The organism is Dyella sp. 01L423 (assembly GCF_056399945.1).
Genome location: NZ_JBFTSI010000001.1, coordinates 955,170 through 977,924, shown reverse-complemented (window position 1 = coordinate 977,924; position 22,755 = coordinate 955,170). Strand labels below are relative to the sequence as shown.

The window sequence follows — 22,755 nt, the reverse complement described above, 5'->3', positions numbered from 1 at the left end:
CGCGGCGGGTGGGTGGAGGAATAGCCCGCAGGGTGGCCGGCATGGATGCCGGCCAGTTATTCGCCAGGGCAGGATGCCCTGTCGAAAAACCCCGCAACCCACCCGCGCACCTGGAGGGCCGCAGGCCCGGAAGGCGCGTCATCCGGGGGGCCCTTTCTTTTGGTTACTTTTCTTTACTCCGGGCATCCTGCCCTCCGCCCTTCGGGCCGGCTTCGCCGTTCGCATGCGCTCCTGCGCGTGCGTGGGCAAGCAAAGAAAAGTAACCCGGCCTTCCCAAAGAGGGGACTAGCTTCGCGTCGCCGGCAGGAGGACGGAAGCCCGCGGCAGGCGAGCCAGGTCGAAGGAGCGCAACAACCGAGCGAAAAGTCACTGGGTGACCAGACGTGTGGCTGTTGAAGAGCGCCTCCTGCCTTCGCAGGAATGACGAACAAGATCTGGCCCGCGCAGGCAAGACAAAATGGAAACGTTCCCGCGAGCACCCGCCCCTCACCCCGACCCTCTCCCCTGCAGGGAGAGGGAGAAAATCAGCTTCCTTGATCCGGCCCCCTCTCCAACGCCCTCCTCACCTCCTCCAACGCCCCCGGATCATCCAAGGTCGAAAGATCCCCAGGATCCGTGTGCTGCACCAGGGCCTGCAGCGACCGGCGCAGCAGTTTTCCGGATCGCGTCTTGGGCAAGGCGTTGACCACGTAGATGCGCGCCGGCTTCGCAATCTTGCCGAGTTGATCCACCACGCTTTGCTGCATGCCTTTGGCGACATCCGCCGAAGCTTCCGTCACACCTTGCCGCAACGTGGCAAACACCACCGGCACCTGCCCCTTCACATCGTCGTGCATGCCGATCACCGCGGCTTCCGCGCAGGCAGGATGCATCGCTACGGATTCTTCGATTTCGCGCGTGCCCAGGCGATGTCCCGCCACATTGATCACATCGTCGGTGCGGCCGAGGATGGTGGTATAGCCGTCTTCGTCGCGGATGGCCCAATCCAGTGAGCTGTAGAGCAGTTCCTTGAAGTGGCTGAAGTAGCTGGCCACGTAGCGTTCGTCGTTGCGCCATACCGTGGTGAGGCAACCCGGTGGCAGTGGCGGCACGAACACCAGCACGCCCTTCTGGTGCGTCGGCAGTTCCTCGCCGGTGCTCTCGTCGATCACCTTCATGCGATAGCCGGGGCTGGGCAAACCGGGCGAGCCGAACTTCAGCCTCTTCAGATCCAGGCCCGGCATCAAGGTGATCGCAGGCCAGCCGGTTTCGGTCTGCCAGTAGTTGTTGATTACCGGCACGCCCAGGCCTTCGGTAGCCCAGTGCGCGGTGGGTTCGTCGAGCGGTTCGCCGGCAAGAAACAACCAGTGCAGTTTCAGCAGGTCGTACTTCTTGAGCCAGCTCGGATCCTGTTTCTTCAGCACGCGCAACGCCGTGGGCGAGGAGAACATGCTGTGCACGCCGTAGCGTTCGCACAGGCGCCACCAGATGCCTGGATCGGGGTGTGCCGGCAGGCCTTCATACAGCAGCGACGTGGCGCCACCGATCAACGGCGCGTATACGTTGTACGAATGGCCAACGGCCCAGCCCACATCCGAGGTCGAGAACATCACCTGCCCTGGCTTGATGTCGAAGATCGCTTCGATCGACATCGCCATGGCGACGGCGTAACCGCCCACGTCGCGTTGTATGCCCTTGGGTTTGCCGGTGGTGCCCGAGGTGTAGAGCAGATAGCTGGGCTCGTTCGATTCGAGCCATTCGACCGGCACTTCGGCGCCCTCATAGGAGGCGCGCAAGCTGGCGTAGTCGAGATCGCGCCCGGCGACGCGCGTCATCTGCGGATCGAGTCCACGATCGATGATCAGTACGTGTGCCGGTTGGTGTTTTGCTTCGTCGAGCGCCGCATCGACCAGCGGCTTGTACGGGATGATCTTGCCGCCGCGCATACCCGCATCGGTGGCGATCAGCAGCGCGGGCTCGGCGTCATCGATGCGCAGCGCGAGGTTGTGCGCGGCAAAGCCGCCGAACACTACCGAGTGGATCGCACCCAGGCGCGCGCAGGCGAGCATGGCGAACACCGCTTCGGCGATATTGGGCAGGTAGATCACCACGCGGTCGCCCTTGCCTACACCCAGGGACGCAAGCACTGCAGCGAAGGTGTTCACTTCACGATAGAGATCGCGATAACTCAGCTCGCGCGTGATCCCGGTTTCGCTGGAGATCGCCACCAGCGCGAGCTGGCCGCCGCGCTCATCGAGATGCCGGTCGACGGCGTTGTAGCAGAGGTTGGTCGTGCCGCCGACGAACCATTGGCGGAACGGCGGATGCGATACATCGAGGATGCGCTGGGGCGGCGTATGCCAATGGATGCGCTGCGCCTGTTCGGCCCAGAACGCTTCGGGCTGCTCTATCGAGCGCTGATAGAACTCCTCATAGCGCATCGCGATCACCCTCGTTTCAACGGCTGATCGGTCTAGCCTAGATCAGCGCTGCCCAATGGGCTTTGCGACCTTGGTCGAGTCGTAGCATGGATGCTCGCGATGCTCGGCGATCATCCACGCACATAACTCACAGGCAGGACACCGCCGCGTCGCGATAGGCGGAGTTGTAATCCTTCTTCATATCCTGGCCTTCGTACATCACGACCAGGGCGCCGGTGCCATCGGCGGTTACGTTGATCAGTTCATGCGCGCCCTGCTTGTCGTTGCCGGACAGCTCGCCCGACTGGTCCTTGTGCGACATGCTCACTTCGGCGGTCTCGGCCCACTTCGCGCGGACGCATTCCAGGTAGGTCGGAATGTCCTTGTTGGTACGGCTGCTCATCTTCGGCGTGGTGTCGCGCAAGCCATGGGTGCCACCGCAGGCGGTGAGCAAGGCGCAGAGGGAAAGGGTCGCAAGAAGTCGCTTCATGTCTGGGTTCCGGTCGGTGCTCCGCCGATTCTACCGTTCCTAGGGCACGCCGCCAGCCACCCGGCGAAAATCGGTCTCAGAGGGCCAAAGAGAAATGGGCAGCCGAAGCTGCCCATTTCATCATCGCCGCTTGCGCGCGCGACTTACTTCTTGGCGAACAGGTGCTCGACGCCAGCACGCTCTTCGCGCAGTTCCTTGTTGGTGGCGTCCATGCGGGCACGCGAGAAATCGTTGATTTCCAGGCCCTGCACGATGGCGTACTTGCCGTCCTTCACCGTCACCGGGTAACCATAGATCACGCCCGGCTCGATGCCGTACGAACCATCCGACGGGATGCCCATCGAAGCCCAGTCGCCTTCCGCCGTGCCCTGTGCCCAGGTGCGCATGTGGTCGACGGCAGCCGAGGCAGCGGAAGCCGCCGAGGAAGCGCCGCGCGCCTTGATGATGGCCGCGCCGCGCTGCTGCACGGTCGGGATGAAGTCGCTCTCGTACCAGGACTGGTCAACCAGCGACAGCGCCGGCTTGCCGCCCACGGTGGCGTGGTGCAGGTCCGGGTACTGGGTGGAGCTGTGGTTGCCCCAGATGGTCATCTTCTTGATGTCGGTGCTGTGCTTGCCGGTCTTCTCGGCCAGCTGCGACAGCGCGCGGTTGTGGTCAAGACGGACCATCGCGGTGAAGCACTTCGGATCGAGATCCGGTGCGTTCTGCTGGGCGATCAGCGCATTGGTGTTGGCCGGGTTGCCGACCACCAGCACGCGCACGTCGCGCTTGGCGTGATCGTTCAGCGCCTTGCCCTGCGGGCCGAAGATGGCGCCGTTGGCTTCGAGCAGGTCCTTGCGCTCCATGCCCGGGCCGCGCGGACGCGCACCCACGAGCAGCGCGTAATCGACGTCCTTGAAGGCGACGTTGAGGTCATCAGTGGCGACCACGCCGGCCAGCGTCGGGAACGCGCAATCGTTGAGTTCCATCACCACGCCCTGCAGCGCGGGCAGCGCCGGGGTGATTTCCAGCAGGTGCAGGATCACCGGCTGATCCGGACCCAGCATGTCGCCCGCGGCAATGCGGAACAGCAGGGCGTAACCGATCTGGCCGGCAGCGCCGGTAACGGCAACACGAACGGGGGCTTTCATCGGAGAAACTCCTTCAACTTGGCTAACGTACAAAAGACGAAGGCCCACGCCGTGCGGCGCGGGCCCAAGACCATCAGGTCAATTCTGCAAAGAACGCCTGGATGCGTTCCAGCCCGGGCTGCAATTGTGCCGTTGGGCAGGTATAGGAAATGCGCAGGGCGCGCGGCTCGCCAAACGCCGAGCCCGGCACGCAGGCCACGCCCACCGCCTCGAGCAGCACGGCGCACAACTCGACATCGTCGTTGATGCGCGTGCCCTTGTAGCTCTTGCCGAATGCCACGGAGATATCGGGGAACGCGTAGAACGCGCCCTGCGGATACGGGCACACCACGCCGGGAATCGCACGCAGCGCATTGACCACGATGTCGCGCTTCTCGGCAAACTCTTTGCACTTGGCCTGCGGAATGTCCTGCGGACCGGAGAACGCGGCCACCGCTGCGGCCGTGATCACTTCCGGCAGGCTGGTGATGTGGTTGGAGTTGAGCGTGGTGATCGCCTTCGCCACGTTCTCCGGCGCGGCGATCAGGCCCACGCGCCAACCCGGCATGCCATACGTCTTGGACACCGAGTCGACGAAGATCAGTCGATCCTTCAGCTCCGGCTTCGCGTGCACGAAGTTGTGATAGCCGATGCCGTCGAACACCATCGAGTTGTAGATGTCGTCGGTGATGATCCAGGTGTCCGGATACTTCGCCAGCACCTCGGCCAGCGCGGCGATTTCATCGCGCGTATAGACCATGCCGGTGGGATTGGACGGGTTGTTGAACAGGAACACCTTGGGCTTGCGCGCGAGCGCGGCATCGAGCTGCGCCGGCGTGAGCTTGTAGTTCTGCTCGGGGCCGCAATGCAGGATGTTGGCCTTGGCGCCGAGGATGTCGGCGATGTCGCGATAGGTAGTCCAGAACGGCGCGGCGAAACAGATTTCATCGCCTTCGTTCAACAGCGCTTCGCCCAGGTTGTACAACACCTGCTTGGCGCCGATGCCGATCGAGAGATTCGCGCGTCCATAGCCGCTGAAACCGAGCTTTTCGATATGCACCAGGAAGGCATCGAGCAGCGCATCCGCACCGCGGTTGCTGCCGTACTGGCCGGAGTCGCGCTGCAGCGCCTCGCGTGCAGCGGCATACACATGCTCGCCAGGAAGAAAATTGGGAACGCCGATGGAGAAGCTGATGATGTCGCGACCGGCAGCCTTGAGCTGCTTGGCCTTTTCGGCGATGACCATGATCGCGCTGGGCTTGGCGCGACCGACACGCTGGGCAAGCTGGGGCATGACTTCCTCGTGTATGGGGAACGAAGACAGCAAACCCGGCGATTTTAGCATGTGATGGCGCGCCATCCGACGGCCCGCCTTTACCCGATGGTCTAAAGCCCCGCCCATGCAAGCGGTCGCCAGGCCTGCCCCAGTGACGTTCGTCACTTGCAAATCGGTGCCGTCAACTGGCTGATCTGCCTATGGATTGGCGTACGTCGTAAGCCTAGATTCGGGGCACTAATGGCCGCCAAGGAACGCATATGCACTGGCTCTGGGTATTCATCGTGGGTCTGGTCGTGGGACTGATCGCCAAGATGCTGATGCCGGGCAAGGATCCGGGCGGCTTCATCATCACCGCGATACTCGGCATTCTCGGCTCGGTCATCTCCACCTATGTCGGCGAAAAACTGGGATGGTGGGGCGAGACGGGGCTCGTGCATTTCCTTGGATCGATCGGTGGCGCGATCGTCCTGCTGCTGCTTTATCACCTGATCTTCAAGCGCAAAGCCACCGCCTGACCTCCTGGCGCAGGGACGCGAAACCGGCGACGCCTTGCGCGTCGCCGGTGTTTTTATGCGCGCGGGCTCAGGCCGTATTGGCTCCGCCGAAAAGTTTGCCCGCCAGCGACGCCAGCGAACCCAGGTCGAAACCACCCTGCCCTTGCGCCGGTACCTGGCCTTCGGGGGTCAGATGATCGACGGCGTGCGGCAACACCTGCGAGAGCTGTCCCAGCAGCTGGCCCTGGTCGACACCCAGCTTGCCTGCCGCATCCTGCAGCACCGTGCCGAGCCCGCCGTTCTGCAAGGCCTGGCCGAGCTGGTCGCCCGACACCGCCTGATTGCCACCGGTACCAACCCACGACTGCACTGCATCGCCCAGACCGTGCTGCTGCAGCATGGCCACCAGGCCCTGCACACCGCCGGCCTTTTCGATCAACTGGCCCGCCACGGCCACCAGGGACGAACCACCTGCCGGGTTACCCTGACCGCCGCCGAGCAGATCATTGAGAAAGGACATGACTGCATCTCCTAGGGAATGGGATTGACGCACATCGTTTCTTGCGTGGAGCCGTTCGATTCTAGGCTCCTGTTTCCCACATCGCCATGACAGCGCGGCCACAAAAAAAGCCGCCGTCGAGAACGACGGCGGCTTCTTCACGCAATGACGACGAATGGGCTCAGCCGCGCTCGTCGAGCACCGCGTTCCATTCCTTCACGCGGTCGGCCTGGGCGGCCAGCAACGCATCGACGTCGCCTTCCACGGTGACCTTCTCCACGATGTCGCCCTGGCGGATCGCGTCGACCACGGCCTGGTCTTCCGGACCAAGGATTTCGCCGAACACGCTGTGCTTGCCATCCAGCCACGGCGTGGCGCCATGGGTGATGAAGAACTGGCTGCCGTTGGTGCGCGGGCCGGCATTGGCCATGGACAGCACGCCCGGCTTGTCATGACGCAAGGATGCGTCGAACTCGTCTTCGAAACGGTAGCCCGGGCCGCCGCGACCGCTGCCTTCCGGGCAGCCGCCCTGCACCATGAAATCGGCGATGACGCGATGGAACGACAGGCCATCGTAGTAGCCGCGACGGGCCAGATTGACAAAGCTGGCCACGGTCACCGGCGTCTTGTCATCGTGCAGGCGCAGATGGATGGGACCGCGGTTGGTGGTCATGGTGACGTTGATGGTCATCAGGGGATCCTTCGTTGAAAGGCAGCGCGCAACCACAGGCGCCCTGCAAGCACGCAAGGATACCAAAGCCAGCCTGACTGCTGCTGCTCTCGTGGCACTTGGTCAATCTCTTGCTCAATGCTACCTACCCCCTCACCGTCATTCCGGCGCAGGCCGGAATGACGGTGAGGGGTGAGTAGCGCTGGGCAAGACTTCAAACAGGGCTCCGGACGCCCCTTCAGCGAGGCGCCTGGGTCCAGGTGGCGGGCAGATCGAGCGCGTCGCGCGCCAAGGCCATCGAGCCGCGCGGCCGCGGCGAAGGCGTGGGCACCAGAGCGGGCCACGGCGCGCCCTCATAGATGTGCGACCACAGACGATCCAGCGCCGCATAGCCATACGGCAGCAGGGGCACGTGGCGATCGCCGAAGCCGGGGATGGCGAGGAAGGCATCGAAATGCTGGGCGTACGGCACTTTCCAGTACAGCGGATGGCCGCCCTTGCTGCGCAGCCAGGCGACATAGGGTTCGGAGGTGAACGCCGTGGGCAACAAGCCATCGGAGGCCCCATGCACCAGCCACACCGGCAAGCTCGCGCGCGGCGCCTTCACCGTGGTCGCGGCGATGCCATCGCGCAGTGCTTGCGTGCTCGCATCCTGGTCTTCCCACAGCGAGCGCAGACACAGCACCCCGGGCAGTGTGGGATCGCCGGAACGATCGGCGCCGCCGAACAAACCCACGCCGTTGCCGGGTGGAATGCCCGATGCATCGGCCCACCAGGTCGCACGCGCTGCCGCGTCGACCGGTATCGATACACCCGAGGCGGCCACGCCGCCGTAGTGAAACCCGCAAGGCATGTCGTCGGGTCCACGGCGCATATAGGCGGAGGCATAGGCCACCGTGATCGCCCGCCACAGATCCAGCGAGGTGGTGGACGCTGCCGTGGTCATCGCTTCGTCAGTCCAACCGCTGGCGCGCAGGTGCTCATACGCCTCGGCAGCCTGCGCGGCGACGCGCGTGCCGCTGACCAGTTGGCGATCATGCAGTTGATGGCAGCGCTGCGCCCACCGCGGCGGCACCTCGCCTTTCGAAGTGCGTGCCATCGGCGCCGCGTCGAATCGTGCATCGGCGAGCGCGCACGGCAGCCAGATGGAGGCATCGGTGGCGTAGTCGAACAGCGCGCGCCCCTGTTCGGGCACGCGCACATTGGGCTCGATCGCCACCACGCCGGCGAGCATGCGGTCTTCGTCCAGTCCGGCCGCCTGCAGCACCGCGCCACCACCATTGGAAAGACCGGTGGCGATGATGCGGGTGTTTTCCTGCGTGAATGGCGCCTGGTCGGGGAAGGCGCGATTGAGCATGGCCAAGCCAAATTGCGCCGCCTGCAGGACGTGCCGGCCCCAGTCGGCTTCGGGGTTGTCGCCTGAATGGGCGTGCTTGACGCCTATATCGACGCGGCTGATGTGGGACGCCGGCTCGAATTCCAGCGTGGCCGTGCCGCGCTTGACCCGCGTGCCGTCGAGCGCGACGCCTGAGTCGCTGGCCGGATCGAAATAACCTGCGCCCGCAGCCTTGTCCGTATAAGCCACCGCGCAGCCGCGCGGCAAGCCCCAGGCACCCGCCAGCGCAATCGCCCCGTAGATGCCGCGCGAACCCGACGACGCCGTCACCACCAGGCAGCGGCGGGCGCGGTCGAAGTTGTCGGGTGCCTGCAACAACACACGGTGCGGTGCGTTTGCGCCGGAAATCCAGGCGAACGCCTGGTATTCGCGGCCGGGCACATCCGGCACGCCGCCATAGACGCTGCCGTAGCCGCCCAGCGGCCCCAGATCGGCAATCCCCTTCCAGCTCGCCTGGATCGCACGGCGGCGCAATTCGGCGGTGGTGGGTTGCAGGGGATGTGCAATAGGCGAAGGTGAGCCAGCCACCCCCTCCAGTCCCAGGCCCGCACTCAAGAGGTCGTCCCCTTGGCGATGTTCGGTCTCAAGCACCTCGCCGCGCACGAAATCGGGGGCATGCATGCCGTAATCCTTGGTCAAAGGCGGTGCGGCGCACGACGCCAGCAACGGTGCGACCAAGCATATCCATCGGGAAAGGCGATGGCCCATGCCCTCCATCCCTCTCGGGCGACAGGCCGCCCTCGAGAAGCAGTCCAGCACAGCCTTGGTCGCCCCCGGGTGATGAAACGCCCTCGGAGCGGCCTTAAACGGCCGTCGCGTCACGGTCTGAACAATTTACTAAGACTTTTCAAGCAAGCTGTCACATAACCCCGTATAATTCTCGGGTTATCCCTCCAGAAACCTCACGCGGCGGCTTTATCCCGCCCGAGCCGACCTCATGTCCATCGAAAATCTGCGCAATATCGCCATCGTCGCCCACGTCGACCATGGCAAGACCACGCTCGTCGACCAGCTGCTCAAGCAGTCCGGTACGCTCAATGAGCGCACTGTGCTCGCCGAGCGCGTGATGGACAGCAACGACCAGGAAAAGGAGCGTGGCATCACGATCCTGGCCAAGAACACGGCCATCACCTGGGAAAACAAGAAGACCGGCGCCAAGAACCGCATCAACATCGTCGACACCCCAGGCCATGCCGACTTCGGCGGCGAGGTGGAGCGCGTGCTGTCGATGGTGGACACCGTGCTGATCCTGGTCGACGCGATGGACGGCCCGATGCCGCAGACGCGCTTCGTGACCCAGAAGGCGTTCGCCATGGGCTTCAAGCCGATCGTCGTGGTCAACAAGGTCGACCGCCCGGGCTCGCGTCCGGAATGGGTGGTCGAGCAGGTGTGGGATCTGTTCGAGAAGCTCGGCGCCACCGATGAGCAGATGGACTTCCCGATCGTTTACGCCTCGGCGCTGAACGGTTACGCCTCGCTGGACGAAAACGCCCGCGAAGGCGACATGACCCCGCTGTACGAAGCGATCATGCAGCACGCGCCCAAGCCGGACGTCGATCCGGATGGCGCCTTCCAGATGCGCATCAGCCAGCTCGATTACAACAATTTCGTCGGCGTCATCGGCATCGGCCGCATCCAGCGCGGCACCCTGAAGAAGGGCATGGCGGTTTCCGTGATCGACCGTGAAGGCAAGAAGCGCCAGGGCAAGATCGGCCAGGTGCTCGGCTTCCTCGGCCTTGAGCGCATCGAGCAGGAATCCGCCGAAGCCGGCGACATCGTCGCCATCTCGGGCATTGCCGAGCTGACCATTTCCGATACGGTCACCTCGCTGGACACGCCTGAAGCGCTGCCGGCGCTGAGCGTCGACGAGCCGATGATCAGCATGACCTTCCAGGTCAACAACTCGCCGTTCGTCGGCAACAAGGATCTGTCGGGCGGCAAGTTCCTCACCAGCCGCCAGCTGCGTGAGCGCCTCGACCGCGAGAAGGTGCACAACGTGGCACTGCGCGTGGAAGACGGTTCGGACGCCGACAAGTTCCTGGTCTCGGGCCGTGGCGAACTGCATCTGTCGGTGCTGATCGAAAACATGCGTCGCGAAGGCTACGAGCTGGCCGTGTCGCGTCCGGAAGTGATCATCAAGGAGATCGACGGCCAGAAGATGGAGCCGATCGAACAGCTGGTGGTCGACATCGAAGAGCAGCACCAGGGCGGCGTGATGGAGCGCCTGGGCATCCGCAAGGGTGACCTGAAGAACATGGTGTCGGATGGCAAGGGCCGCGTGCGCCTTGAATACCTGATCCCGGCCCGTGGCCTGATCGGCTTCCAGAACCAGTTCAAGACCCTGACCCAGGGTTCGGGCCTGCTGTTCCACGTGTTCGACCATTACGGTCCGTACACCCCGGTGGCGATCGCCAAGCGCCTCAACGGCGTGATGATCGCCAACGCGGGCGGCACCACCCCGGCCTACTCGCTTGGACCGCTGCAGGATCGCGGCAAGCTGTTCGCGGCGGAAGGCGACTCGGTGTACGAAGGCCAGCTGATCGGCATCCACGCCAAGGACAACGACCTCACCGTCAACGCCATCAAGCCCAAGCCGCTGACCAATATGCGCGCCTCCGGCAAGGACGATGCGATCCAGCTCACCCCGGCGACCAAGTTCTCGCTGGAGCAGGCGCTGGACTTCATCGACGACGACGAGCTGGTCGAAGTCACCCCGAAGGAAATCCGCATGCGCAAGAAGCACCTGACGGAAAACGATCGCAAGAAGGCCTCGCGCGGCGTGGCTTGATCTTCGGATCGCGTTGGGTAAAGAAAGGGCCGCCGAAAGGCGGCCTTTTTTATTGCGCGGCATCCCCTGTGGGAGCGCACCCTGTGCGCGACAAACCTACGGAGCGATACACCCAGGCGTGGCCGTCGCGCACAGGGTGCGCTCCCACAGGGGTGCCGGAGACATCAAACCGGCGACAGCGCGCGCTCCAGCGCCGCCACGCGGCGCTCGAGCCGCGGCCCCAAATAACAATGCGACCCGCACGGCATCAGCCCCACTTCGTTGAACGCCTTCAGATACCAGGACGGCGCACGCGCATGGAAGCCGTCCATGTCGCCGTCCACGCCATCCTTGCTGGTGAATACCTCAAGGAAGGCGACGCCTTCGAGCATGTCGCTGATGCCGCTGAGGCCCGCGCGAATTTCGGCAGGCTTGAGGTAATGCAGCACGTCCGTGCAAACGATGACGTCGAAACGCTGGTCGAAGCGCAGATATTCCAGTTGCCCGAAGCGCGCCAGGCCGATATTGCGGCTGCGCCCGTAACGCGCCACGGCGTATTCGCTCGCATCGATGCCCTGGTAAAGCAGGCCGGGACGCAGCTTCAGCAGCGGCGCTCGCCAAACCCCTTCCCCACATCCCACATCGAGCACCGAGCGCACCGGGCGACCAAGGTAGTACTCGGCCTGGGCCACCACCATGGCGATCTTGCGGCGCAGTTCGGCGGCCGATGCCACCGTGTGGTCGGGGTGGCGATACCACTTGTCGAAATACTCGCGGTCGTAAATCTTGGGCACGTGCGATCTCCGGCTTAAGGATAAATAGTAGCGTAGCGGCGGCGATCACCTGGCCTGAACATGCCATGCCGCAGCATTCTCACGCAGGAACCTGGGAGCCGCCCCGTATGCCCACGATCCGCATTCGCATGACCGGCACGCGCGATGATGCCGACACCTTGCTGACGATCCTGCATGGGATAGACGGCATCGAACACGTCGAGGAAATCGACGACGAGACCGCCTACCCGCGCGACGACTCCAGTTCCAATGAACTGCCTGACGACAACGGCAGCGAGCTATTCATGATCGAGGTGCTCGCCTCCGATCGTTTGCATGGTGACGCCGTGCGTGCGGTGACCGAAGTGGAAGCCTCCCTGCTTGGTGCGGTCGTCGAGTTCGTCGACGAATTCTGACGGCACACGCGCGCTAACTGAGGTACGCGCACCACCAAGGACTTGCGCGACGAAACCTGCGCCGCGTCACAACGCCCACCCGGCTCGCGCATGGACCATCGGTTGCGACCTGCCGCTGCGCCTGGCCTTCGCGAGTATGACGAAATCGAACCAAGCGCCTCGCCAAAAGCGCCGCAAGGGCTCGCCGCATGAATCCGCGCCGAACAAAATCGCGAGAGCCGTGCACCGGACGGTAAGCCGGGCATGCGCAACTGCGTTCCCATGATTGAATCCCGGCCCTCATCTCAGGACATCCGCCGCATGCGTGATACCCCGAACCGCCCTGGTATTCGTCCCTGGCTGGCCGCCTGCAGCCTGCTGCTAGTACTCGGCCCCGGCGCCGCGGCCGCACGCGACGCGCATGCGCTGTCACAGGACGATGTGGACTGGTTGCGCCGTGACAGCTTCGAGCTCGACAGCGCCACCGTCGCCACGTATCGCGAGCTTGGCCGTTCCCGTCTGCTCGACCGCCAGCTGGACGGGCGCATCAGCGACGATCTGCCCGCGCCGATCCAGTCGCTGATCAACTCCTACGAGGCCGCCAATACGCCCACCGAGCAGCTGCTGGGCAACCTGCGCGACGAGCAGGAGAAGATCAAGAACATGCCCGACGGCGACGGCAAGACCGCCGCCAAGAAAGCGCAGCAACAACACGCCAACGACCTTCTGCAGCAGGCGCAGGAGATCGAACTGCTGCACGCCATCTACGGGCCGAACCAGCTCAAGGAACAGATGGTGTGGTTCTGGCTCAACCATTTCAGCGTGTATGGCGCCAAGGGGCGCGTGCGCTGGGTAGCCGCCGATTATGCGCAGAACGCGATCCGTCCCCACGCGCTGGGCAAGTTCCGCGACCTGGTGATGGCGACGCTGGAAAGTCCGGCGATGATGGAGTTTCTCGATAACGCGCAGAACGCGAAGGGACACGTCAACGAAAACTATGCCCGCGAACTGATGGAGTTGCATACGCTGGGCGTGGGCTCGGGCTACACGCAGCAGGACGTGCAGCAACTCGCGCTGATTCTTACCGGCGCCGGCGTGGCGCCGTTGCGCGACCCTGCCGTCATGCGCCCTCGCCTTGCCGAGATGGTGGTACGCAACGGCTTGTTCGAGTTCAATCCCAAGCGGCACGACGATAGCGACAAGCTGCTGCTCGGCCACACCATCAAGGGCAGCGGCTTCGACGAGATCACCGAAGCGGTGGACCTGATCACCAAACAGCCGGCGTGCGCGCAGTTCGTCTCGAAGAAAATCGCCGAGTACTTCGTCTCGGACAATCCGTCACCCGAACTGGTGGCGAAGATGGCGCACACTTTCCAGCGTACCGACGGCGATATCGCCCAGGTGCTGCGCACCATGTTCGATTCGAAGGAATTGGCCGCCAACTATGGCAAGAAGTTCAAGGATCCGATGCAGTTCATGGTGTCCTCGGTACGCATGGCCTATGACGGCAAACCCATCGCCAACGCCAAGCCGCTGCTCAACTGGCTCAACCAGCTGGGCGAGCCCGTATTTGGTCGACTGACGCCGGATGGCTGGCCGCTCGACAGCGCCGGTTGGTCCAGCTCCGGACAGATGGCCAAACGATTCGAGATCGCCGGCGCCATCGGCTCCGGCAACAACCGCCTGCTGACGCCGGAGGGCCAGCCCAAGAGCGGCGGCGACTTCCCCATGCTCACCACCCGCCTCTACTACGACACCTTCGATACGACCCTGAGCGCGCCCACGCGCGACGCGCTGGCCAAGGCCACGACGCAGCAGGAGTGGAACACCTTCCTGCTCTCGTCGCCCGACTTCAACTATCGCTGAGGCATCGCCATGAATCGTCGCCAATTCCTGCTTGCCGCTGCCGCTGCTGCCGTCGCCGCACCGGCGATGTCGTTCTCCGGCAAGTTATTTGCCGCACCGGCGAATACGCCGCGCTTTCTGCTGGTGTTTCTGCGTGGCGGCTACGACTGCAACAATCTTTTGGTGCCCTATAGCAGCGACTTCTACTACGAGTCGCGTCCGACGCTGGCCATCGCCAAGCCCGATCCGTACAACACCAACAGCGCCATTGGCCTGGACAGCAATTGGGCGCTGAATCCGGTGTTGCGCGATTCCATCTATCCGCTGTGGCAGAAGCGTCAGGTTGCCTTCGTTCCGTTTGCCGGCACGGACGATTTGTCGCGCAGCCACTTCGAAACGCAGGACAATATCGAATCGGGCCAGTCATCGGCACAGCGCAGCAACTATCGCTCGGGCTTCATGGCGCGGCTGTCCGGACAAATGAGCACGGTGCCATCGATCGCCTTTACCGATGCACTGCCGCTCAGCTTCCAGGGCAGCGGCCGCGACATTCCCAATATCTCGCTGCGCGGCAATCCCAAGCCGGTGTACGACGAGCGCCAGGCAGGCATCCTCGCCAGCATGTATCGCAATACCTCACTGGCCTCTGCCGCGGCAGATGGCCTGGAACTGCGCCAAAGCGTTTCGAAGGAGCTGCAGGACGAGATGGTCAAGGCGAATCGCGGCGCGCCAAATGCCAAGAATTTTGCCGATGAAACCCAGCGCATCGCCACCATGATGCGCGACCAGTATCGGCTCGGCTTCGTCGATGTCGGCGGCTGGGATACGCACGTCAACCAGGGCAGCACCACCGGCCAGTTGGCCAATAACCTGGCCAACCTCGGCAAGGGACTGGCCGCCTATGCCGATGCGCTGGGCGATGAGTGGAACAACACCGTCGTGGTGGTGGTGTCCGAATTCGGCCGCACCTTCCGCGAGAATGGCAACAAGGGCACCGATCATGGACACGGCACGGTGTACTGGGTGCTGGGCGGCAAGGTGAATGGCGGTCGCATCGCCGGCGAGCAAGTGGCCGTGAATGCGCAGAGCCTGCTGCAGAACCGGGACTATCCGGTGCTCAACAACTATCGCGATGTGTTGGCCGGTGTTATGGGACGCATGTGGGGATTGTCGAACAGCCAGTTGTTGTCGGTGTTTCCGGGGGCGAAGCCGCGAGATTTACAGCTCGTCTAGCCGTTGAGTCGCGCACAGGGTGCGCTCCCACAGGGGTAAGGCTGCCGCCACCTTGTGGGAGCGCACCCTGTGCGCGACGCTCTTCGCCCATCACCCGCAACGGCTATAGCGCCCCGTCATCACCAACTCCCAACTCACGCCCCCATCGAACGAGCTTTCCAGCTTCAGCGTGAACACATCGTCACTCTCGAACTGATACACATGCCTCGTCTGCCCGCGCGGCGAACTGCGCACGAAGGTCAGCCGTTCGCCATTCCACAATCCCGGCGCCGGCGTGCCCGGCACGAAGCCGTAGCTGTCGAACCAGTAGAGGCTGTACTGGTCATGTTCGGGTTCGGCCACGAACACCGCGTGCACCTGCAATGACGGCTTGCCATCGCGTTCCTCGCGGTAGTCCTGTATCAGCACGCGGCCGTTGAGTTGCAAGTGTGCAGAGAACCAGGCTGTCGCTACGCCGCCCTGTCCCCAGCGCGTGGTGGCAATGGCCTCCTCGCCCTGCCACTCGCCCGCGAGGCGCGCCAGCATATTCGCCGACATGACTCAGGCGCCCTCGTTCACGCTGCGCACCAGCAAGCCCTTGGCGATCGCGCCGTGGAGCTTGCCCAGCCCGCGCACCATATGCAGCGTGGCGAACAACAGGAACACGCCGCCGATGCAGGTGAGCACGGCCAACGGCCAGTAATTGTTGTCGCACAGCCATTGCGGGATACCGCATTGCAGGTAGATCACATCGGCCACGCTCAGCGCCTTGAGGATCGGCGTGGCGATGAAGCCCAGCGAGATGCTCAGGAAGGTGATGGTGAGCGTGAAATACAGGATGCCCAACGGCAGCATCAGCAACATGTAGAACATCGTGGTCCAGGTGCGGCCATCGGTGAAGATCGCGCCCACGCGCCCCCAGAAGGACTTGCTCCCATTCGTCGGATACGGCGGGCGACGCGGCATGCGCACACCGAGCATGGTTTCCACGATGCGCCCTTCCAGCAGCGACAGCGCGCGCACCGTACCAAGGAACAGGATCATGAAGGGAATGCCGATGACCAGCACCGCCAGGCCCAGCGACAGCGACAGCCCCGTCACCGCCCAGGTGAAGTAGAAGATGCCCGTGCCCAGCGACAGCAGCATGTAGAACAAGGCGCCCCAGGTATGGGAATCGACGGCGACACCAAAGAAGCGGCCCAGTGCCGAGCGGCGCCGCGGCATCGGCGGCGGACGCAGCGCGCGCTGGATCTTGATCTCCTGGTCGCGATAGATATCGGCAACCTCTTCCGGCGCGCCATAGGTGCTCACCACGTGGGCCAGCATGTCCGCTTCGCTGCGCTTGGGATCCTCGGCCAGCTCGGCGCGCAAGTGTTCCTCGGCGTCGTACAGTGCATCCTGGATCAAAGCCGGATCCGCGCCCTTGAGCGCAGCGCGCAACTGATTCAGATATTCGGCAATCGTGCGTGGTGCGTTCATTACACCCCTCCTTGCAAAACCCCGTCGACAGAATCGCGCGTGGCCGCCCAGGCTTGCACCCAGTCGCGCAACACCTCGCGCCCTTGTTTGGTAATGCGGTAGTAGCGCCGCGGCGGACCGCTGATCGAAGGCTCGACCTCGCTGGCCAACAACCCCGCCCCTTCGAGATTGCGCAGCACCGGATACAGCGCGCTCTGCTTGCCGGCGAGCACGCCCTCCCCCACCTCTTCCAGACGCTTGGCGATCTGGTAGCCATACATCGGCTGCCGCGACTGCCCCAGCACCGCCAGCAGCACCAGCGACACGGTGCCCGCCGACAGCTCCTTCTGGAATTTCTTCAGATGGCTGCTGTTGTCTTCCACGCCCCACCCGCACTGCTACTCATCATGGAGTGAACAATAGTGCGGAGTTAACACTAGTGCATGGGTATGAAGTCATGGGGGGCAGCGCGGACACATTGGCCTCCGACGGTCACCGGGAAGGCCCAGACATTCGATCCACGGACGATTGCCTGCTGCGAGCGACGCAGGCCAATCGGCGAAGGATCTCCCAAGGGTTATTGAGGAAAATCGAAGTAAACGCGACCTTCATTGCGACCGAGCACCAAAGATGCACTGCTTAATGCTGGCGACGGCCAGCCGAAAGAAGCCGTCGCGAGATAACCACTGCGCGCCCGGATTAATTGCCACTTCGACCGCAGCCATTCTTCGCACCTGCCGCATCGCGAGCAGCAAAAAAACCTTGCACAACAACCCTTATGGCAAGCTTAGAAAATAGAGTTAACAAAACTTAGATTTACCTTATAAAATCACTTTCACAAATCTTATGATTATCTTAGCGAAAATAAATACGATTATTTGTCAAATTATCGAATAATCATTTTGTTGCTAAATTGTCATTTACCGTGATTACGGTGTCGCCCCACGTCGCCACTCCCCAAAATCGACCAACGGGCTCACCATGACACGGCACACTTCGGCGCTATTCGGGCGCTCCCGCACCACGCTTGCTCTTTGCCTGGCCGCCGCGATCGCCTCCCCCGCATGGGCCAGCGACAACGCCGCCGCCGACACCAGCGCCACGCCGCAACAGGCCAAGAGCCTGGATGCCGTACAGGTGACCGGCACCGACACGGTGACCACGATCGCCCCGTCGCAGGCCTCCATGGTGTCCACCGAGCCGCAATCGACCATCGGTCGCGTCTACATCCAGGAAAATGTGCCGCCGACTGGCGACTACACCGACATCGCGCAGATCTCGCCGAGCGTGTACACGGTCACGCCGAACGGTTCAGGGCTGATGGAGGCGCCGGTCGTCTCCATCCGCGGCTTCCAGGACGGCCAGTACAACGTGACGTTCGATGGCATTCCCTGGATGGACTCCAACGACTTCACGCACCACTCGACCTCGTACTTCACCAACCAGCAAACCAACTCGGTGACGGTGGATCGCGGCCCGGGCACCGCCGGCACGCTCGGCAACGCCACCTTCGGCGGCACCATTTCGGTGGACTCGCTCAATCCGCAGCAGCAGTTCGGCATCAACCCGTACATCAGCCTGGGCAGCTGGGAAACAGCGATCGAAGGCGCAACGATCAATACGGGCGCCTTCACCAGCAGCGGCACCAACGCGGTGATCAACCTGCAGAACAGCTCGTCGGACGGTTACCTCACGTTTGCTGGCCAGCGTCGCCAGACCGTGTTCGCCAAAGTGGTCCAGCCCTTGGGCGAGAACACCACGCTGACCTTCGTCGCCATGGCGAACGAGCTGAACCAGTATGTGCCGTTCGGCGCTACCAAGGCGCAGATCGCGGAGCACGGCAACAACTATGCGCTGAACGACGACCCGACCAGCCAGGCCTACTACCGCTACAACAAGGACGAGATCAACACCAATTTCGGTTACATCGGCCTGCACTCGGCCTTCGACGGCTGGACGATCGACAACAAGGTCTACACGTACGGCTACAACCATTTCGGCTTCAACGGCCTGGATCCGAACGGCGAGACGCCGAATGGCACGTTCTATAGCGCCACCGATGTTCCCGGCCAGCACATGCGCAACACGAACCGCTCGTGGGGCGACATCTTCCGCGTGGGCAAGGAACTGGGCCCAGGCGAATTGCGCGCCGGCGTGTGGTACGACCACCAGGACGACATCCGCTGGCTGTATGAGTTCGACGATACGATCAACCAGCTCAATCCTGTGATCGCGCCAGGCGCGTCCTCGCTGGCGCTTGCTTCGGCGGATCGGCGCATGACCGACACGCTGGTCACGATCCAGCCGTTCGTCGAGTACCAGTGGAACATCACCGACAACGCGTATGTCATCGGCGGCGTGAAGTACAACAACTTCGAGCGCGATCTGAACGCATCGGTCAACCAGAAAACGGAAACGCCGCTGGACTATTCCAAGAAGTGGAATGCCACCCTGCCTTCGGCCTCTTTCCACTACAACTTCAGCTCGAACTGGACGGCCTATGCGCAGTGGGCCAAGGGCTACCTCGCACCTAACCTCAACCTGCTTTACGTGCCCAACCCGGCGGTTTCCGATAGCGCCGTGGCGCCGGAAAAGACCACCAATATCCAGCTCGGCACGACCTGGACCGACGATCGCCTGACGGTGTCGGGCGATGTGTACAAGATCGACTTCAACAACTTCGTGCAGAGCCAGAAGGTCGGCGGCGTCACCGAGTTCTACAACGGCGGCGGCGTGCACTACAAAGGCCTCGAGCTGGAAGGCACCTATATGCTTGGCGCCGGCTTCAGCGTCTACGCCAACGGCTCGCTCAACCGTGCGATCCAGACCACGGACAACCAGTGGAATGCGAACACGCCGCACAAGACTGCCGCTTTGGGCTTCATCTACAGCGACGGTTCCTTCTACGCATCGCTGTTCGACAAGTTCGTCGGCAAGACCTACTACACGGCCAATGCTGAGGATGACACGCCGATCGGCGGCTATGCGATCACCAACTTTGCCGCCAGCTACAAGTTCGATCCCCACATCAGCGATGTGAAGGACATCAAGATCGGCGTGCAGCTCAACAATCTGTTCAACAACACCCACATCAACGCCCTGGCCGGCGTCACGTTGGCGGATAGTACGCCGCTGTACTGGACCATTCCGGCGCGCAACTTCAACTTCACCATTTCGGCTGACCTGTTCTGATGAAACGCCTTGTGCTCTTCTCGTTGATGTTGCTGATCGGCCAGCCCGCACTGGCCGACGGTGTCAGCCCGAATCGTGCTGGTATCGAACTGTCGAACCTGTTGCCGCCTCCCCCGGCAGCAGGTTCGGCTGCGGACAGGCAGGATCTGCAGGCGGTGCTTGCCGCACAGCGATCGCGAACTGCCGCCGAACAGTCGGCGGCCAAGGCGGATATGGAACGTTCGGTGTTCCGCTTTGCGGATGTCTTCGGTCTGTCCATGCAAGCGGCGGCCTTGCCGAAGACAGCCGCCTTCTTTGAACGCGTCGCTGACTTCGACAAGGCCGAGGTGAAGGACGCCAAGCTTGTCTGGCGACGCGCGCGTCCCCCGATGACGTCCGATCAGGTGCACCCGCTGTCCAAGGAAAAGCCGGACGATTGGAGCTATCCGAGCGGACACTCCACCTTCGGCTATACCGCGGCGGTCCTGCTGGCCAATATGGTGCCGGAAAAGCGCGCGGAGATTTTTGCCCGCGCCGACCTGTACGCGCAGCATCGTGTGGTGATGGGTGTGCATTTCCCAAGCGACGTGGAAGCCGGCCGACTGGCTGGAACCGTGATCGGTGCGCAGTTGCTGCAGCAGACCGACTGGCAGGCGGACTACCGGGCGGCGTGCGCCGAACTTCGGGCGACACTGCACTTGCCAGTTTCGCCTGCGCCACCACCTTGAGCCTTGCCTAGGCGACGTCGTCTCTCGTCCCAGCTGTCTTTCGCCAGAGAGCTCGCGGTTTGGGCCTATTCCCTCAAGCAGGAGGTCGCTCACTCACCCAGAGCGAAGTTCAAATGGGTCATCGCGTAGTATTGGCATGCCTCGCACTTGTGTTCCTGGCGATGGATAACAGCCGGATGGCCGACCCATGACCGCTTCGATCATCGCTCTCGCCGCCGCTATTGCGGCATCCACCTATGCGGGTCCCGATCTCCGACTCAGCATCGATGTTACCGACACGACACACAGGGTCGTATCGGTGCATGAACGCCTGAAGGTGACTCCGGGAGAACTCGTGCTCCACTATCCCCAATGGATCCAGGGGCATCACGCTCCGACCGGGCGCGTCTCGGAACTGGCGGGACTACGCGTGTTTTCCAACGGCGTTCCGGTCACGTGGCGAAGGGACTTGACCGACCCCTTCAGCTTCCGCATCCGGGTGCCGGCAGGTGCCAGCCAGCTAGACATGGAATTCCAATTGCTCAGCGCGCTGGATCGGCAACAAGGCAATACGTTCTCCAGCCCGCATATGGTTCGTATCCAATGGAACGAGGTTTCCCTCTATCCAGCGGGGCGCCCCATGGCTCAATTGAGCGTCGAAGCTGAGATAACCGCCCCTGGTGGTTGGCAGGTTGCCAGCTCGCTCGATACGGCCGCCAAAGACGCAACGCACGTTCGCTTTGCCCCGACAGACTACGAAACCCTGTTGGACTCGCCCGCTTACGCTGCCCGATACCTGGGGCGCTACGTGGTCGACCCTCGCTCCATTGCGCCGGTGGCCATCAATGTCATCGCCGAGCAGGAGAGGGACACTCTCATCTCCAGCGAGCAACTATCGTCTTTGGCAGAAGCCTTCGAACAAGCACGGCGCCTGTTCGGCTCCCAGCCTTATCGCCACTATGACTTTCTGGTCGTGCTGAGCAACCATCTTTCTTTTCAGGGATTGGAGCACCGGCAGTCTAGTGAAGACAGTCTCCCGCTGGACTACTTCACCGACACCGAGCGTGAAGTCACGAACAGAAATCTTCTTGTTCACGAATATATCCACGCCTGGAACGGCAAGCTGCATCGTCCTCAAGGACTGGTGAAGGCCGACGCGAACACTCCGCTGAACTGCGATCTGTTGTGGGTTTACGAAGGCCTCACCAAGTACCTCGACAAGGTTCTTTCGGTTCGCAGTGGGCTCTGGTCTCCCGCGCTTGGGCGCGACGCGTTTGCGTGGAACTTTGCCGATCTCGACAACGAATCAGGGCGCACATGGCGTCCCCTGCAAGACACGGTGGTTCAGCCCATCATCGGTGAAGCCCCACAGTGGCAGGACTGGGCGCGATCGGAAGACTACTATGAGGAAGGCGCGCTTCTCTGGCTGGAGATAGACACGCGCATCCGCTCCATGACGCAAGGAAAGCGATCGCTGGATGACTTCATACGCCGGTTTTTCGGACGAGATCCCGACAAACGCGTCGTGCCGTATAGCTTCGACGACATCGTTCGATCACTGAACGACGTTGCGCCCGGCGACTGGGCGACTCTCTTGACCACCAGGCTCGAGCAAACCACCGCGGCGGTGCCAAAAGACGGACTGATCCGCGGCGGCTACACGCTGGTTTACACCAGCCAGCCGTCCGAATGGGTGAACAGGCTCGAGCGACGAAACAAAGTTCTGCTGCTGGACTTTTCGCTGGGTGCCACCGTCGCCGAGGCTGGCGTCGTCTCCTCCGTTCGCTGGGGCAGCCCCGCGTATCTTGCCGGCATTCTTCCCGGCGACCGGATCACCCACGTATCGAGTCAAGCCTTCACCGTCGAGTTGCTGCGCGCTGCCATGGCGGCCACATCGACATCCGCCGGACATGGGGTCGACTTGACCATCGATGGCGCCGATGGTCGGCGCACGGTTCGCGTGGAGGGTCTGTCGGGACTTCGATACCCGCACTTGGTGCCTGTCGAGGGCCAGCCAGACGTGCTTGACGGCATTTTCTCACCGATAGCACCTGGTGCAGCCGCACCCCACTAAAACCGCTACGCTGCCAC

General features: G+C 62.9%; 19 protein-coding genes. 8 read left to right on the top strand and 11 right to left on the bottom strand.

Translation table 11 applies throughout. The features are described from left to right. Positions 1-524: 524 nt before the first annotated feature. The 4 genes from prpE to AC1DMY_RS04445 form a co-directional block, all read right to left on the bottom strand. Complete coding sequence (gene prpE / locus AC1DMY_RS04460) at positions 525-2,420, bottom strand: propionate--CoA ligase (RefSeq protein WP_477163790.1); 1,896 nt, start codon at positions 2,418-2,420, stop codon at positions 525-527. Between the two features lie 127 nt (positions 2,421-2,547). Then, positions 2,548-2,889, bottom strand: a complete 342-nt coding sequence (locus AC1DMY_RS04455; RefSeq protein WP_477163789.1) for a hypothetical protein — start codon at positions 2,887-2,889, stop codon at positions 2,548-2,550. 143 nt (positions 2,890-3,032) lie between these two features. Beyond that, on the bottom strand, positions 3,033-4,019 hold the full coding sequence (locus tag AC1DMY_RS04450; RefSeq protein WP_477163788.1) for a malate dehydrogenase: 987 nt from the start codon (positions 4,017-4,019) through the stop codon (positions 3,033-3,035). 73 nt (positions 4,020-4,092) lie between these two features. Next, a complete protein-coding gene (locus AC1DMY_RS04445; RefSeq protein WP_477163787.1) occupies positions 4,093-5,292 on the bottom strand; it encodes a pyridoxal phosphate-dependent aminotransferase in 1,200 nt (399 codons plus the stop codon). Between the two features lie 242 nt (positions 5,293-5,534). Between AC1DMY_RS04445 and AC1DMY_RS04440 the strand changes: the two genes are divergently transcribed. Then, positions 5,535-5,792 carry a GlsB/YeaQ/YmgE family stress response membrane protein gene (locus AC1DMY_RS04440; RefSeq protein ID WP_477163786.1) on the top strand — a complete coding sequence of 86 codons (258 nt, stop codon included), beginning with the start codon at positions 5,535-5,537 and terminating at the stop codon, positions 5,790-5,792. Positions 5,793-5,859: 67 nt separating this feature from the next. Here the strand turns inward: AC1DMY_RS04440 and AC1DMY_RS04435 are convergent, their stop codons facing one another. From AC1DMY_RS04435 to AC1DMY_RS04425, 3 genes are all read right to left on the bottom strand, one after another. Continuing rightward, positions 5,860-6,291 (bottom strand): YidB family protein, encoded by a 432-nt coding sequence (locus AC1DMY_RS04435; RefSeq protein ID WP_477163785.1) that lies wholly within the window; start codon positions 6,289-6,291, stop codon positions 5,860-5,862. A gap of 160 nt (positions 6,292-6,451) precedes the next feature. After that, a complete protein-coding gene (locus tag AC1DMY_RS04430) occupies positions 6,452-6,961 on the bottom strand; it encodes a peptidylprolyl isomerase (RefSeq protein WP_477163784.1) in 510 nt (169 codons plus the stop codon). Between the two features lie 217 nt (positions 6,962-7,178). Continuing rightward, positions 7,179-8,957: a 3-hydroxybutyrate oligomer hydrolase family protein gene (locus AC1DMY_RS04425; protein WP_477163783.1), complete on the bottom strand. Its 1,779-nt coding sequence runs from the start codon at positions 8,955-8,957 to the stop codon at positions 7,179-7,181. Between the two features lie 316 nt (positions 8,958-9,273). Here AC1DMY_RS04425 and typA point away from each other — a divergent pair, with 316 nt between their 5' ends. Beyond that, a complete protein-coding gene (typA, locus tag AC1DMY_RS04420; RefSeq protein ID WP_477163782.1) occupies positions 9,274-11,124 on the top strand; it encodes a translational GTPase TypA in 1,851 nt (616 codons plus the stop codon). Positions 11,125-11,288: 164 nt separating this feature from the next. Here typA and AC1DMY_RS04415 read toward each other — a convergent pair whose 3' ends face one another. Then, entirely contained in the window at positions 11,289-11,897 is a 609-nt protein-coding gene (locus tag AC1DMY_RS04415; RefSeq protein ID WP_477163781.1) for a class I SAM-dependent DNA methyltransferase, read from the bottom strand. A 107-nt stretch (positions 11,898-12,004) separates the two neighbouring features. Here AC1DMY_RS04415 and AC1DMY_RS04410 point away from each other — a divergent pair, with 107 nt between their 5' ends. The 3 genes from AC1DMY_RS04410 (at position 12,005) to AC1DMY_RS04400 (ending at position 15,349) form a co-directional block, all read left to right on the top strand. Further along, positions 12,005-12,292: a hypothetical protein gene (locus AC1DMY_RS04410; protein WP_477163780.1), complete on the top strand. Its 288-nt coding sequence runs from the start codon at positions 12,005-12,007 to the stop codon at positions 12,290-12,292. Between the two features lie 300 nt (positions 12,293-12,592). Next, entirely contained in the window at positions 12,593-14,137 is a 1,545-nt protein-coding gene (locus AC1DMY_RS04405; protein WP_477163779.1) for a DUF1800 domain-containing protein, read from the top strand. 9 nt (positions 14,138-14,146) lie between these two features. After that, positions 14,147-15,349, top strand: coding sequence for a DUF1501 domain-containing protein (locus AC1DMY_RS04400; RefSeq protein ID WP_477163778.1), 1,203 nt, complete (start codon positions 14,147-14,149; stop codon positions 15,347-15,349). A gap of 90 nt (positions 15,350-15,439) precedes the next feature. On the opposite strand, the gene AC1DMY_RS04395 is transcribed toward AC1DMY_RS04400, so the two are convergent. Genes AC1DMY_RS04395 through AC1DMY_RS04385 form a run of 3 tightly spaced genes read right to left on the bottom strand, consistent with a single transcriptional unit; the run spans position 15,440 to position 17,169 of the window. Next, the gene (locus AC1DMY_RS04395) at positions 15,440-15,886 is read right to left on the bottom strand and encodes a DUF1579 family protein (RefSeq protein WP_477163777.1); all 447 of its coding nucleotides are present in this window, start codon (positions 15,884-15,886) and stop codon (positions 15,440-15,442) included. Positions 15,887-15,889: 3 nt separating this feature from the next. Further along, positions 15,890-16,807, bottom strand: a complete 918-nt coding sequence (locus AC1DMY_RS04390; protein ID WP_477163776.1) for a sensor domain-containing protein — start codon at positions 16,805-16,807, stop codon at positions 15,890-15,892. Further along, positions 16,807-17,169 (bottom strand): PadR family transcriptional regulator, encoded by a 363-nt coding sequence (locus AC1DMY_RS04385; RefSeq protein WP_046972573.1) that lies wholly within the window; start codon positions 17,167-17,169, stop codon positions 16,807-16,809. Before AC1DMY_RS04385 ends, AC1DMY_RS04390 begins: the two co-directional genes overlap by 1 nt. 598 nt (positions 17,170-17,767) lie before the next feature. Here AC1DMY_RS04385 and AC1DMY_RS04380 point away from each other — a divergent pair. The 3 genes from AC1DMY_RS04380 to AC1DMY_RS04370 all read left to right on the top strand — a co-directional run bounded on the left by AC1DMY_RS04380 (position 17,768) and on the right by AC1DMY_RS04370 (position 22,738). Then, positions 17,768-19,978: a TonB-dependent receptor gene (locus tag AC1DMY_RS04380; protein ID WP_477163775.1), complete on the top strand. Its 2,211-nt coding sequence runs from the start codon at positions 17,768-17,770 to the stop codon at positions 19,976-19,978. Next, complete coding sequence (locus tag AC1DMY_RS04375; RefSeq protein WP_477163774.1) at positions 19,978-20,685, top strand: acid phosphatase; 708 nt, start codon at positions 19,978-19,980, stop codon at positions 20,683-20,685. Before AC1DMY_RS04380 ends, AC1DMY_RS04375 begins: the two co-directional genes overlap by 1 nt. Positions 20,686-20,872: 187 nt before the next feature. Continuing rightward, entirely contained in the window at positions 20,873-22,738 is a 1,866-nt protein-coding gene (locus tag AC1DMY_RS04370; RefSeq protein WP_477163773.1) for a M61 family metallopeptidase, read from the top strand. Positions 22,739-22,755: the final 17 nt, after the last annotated feature.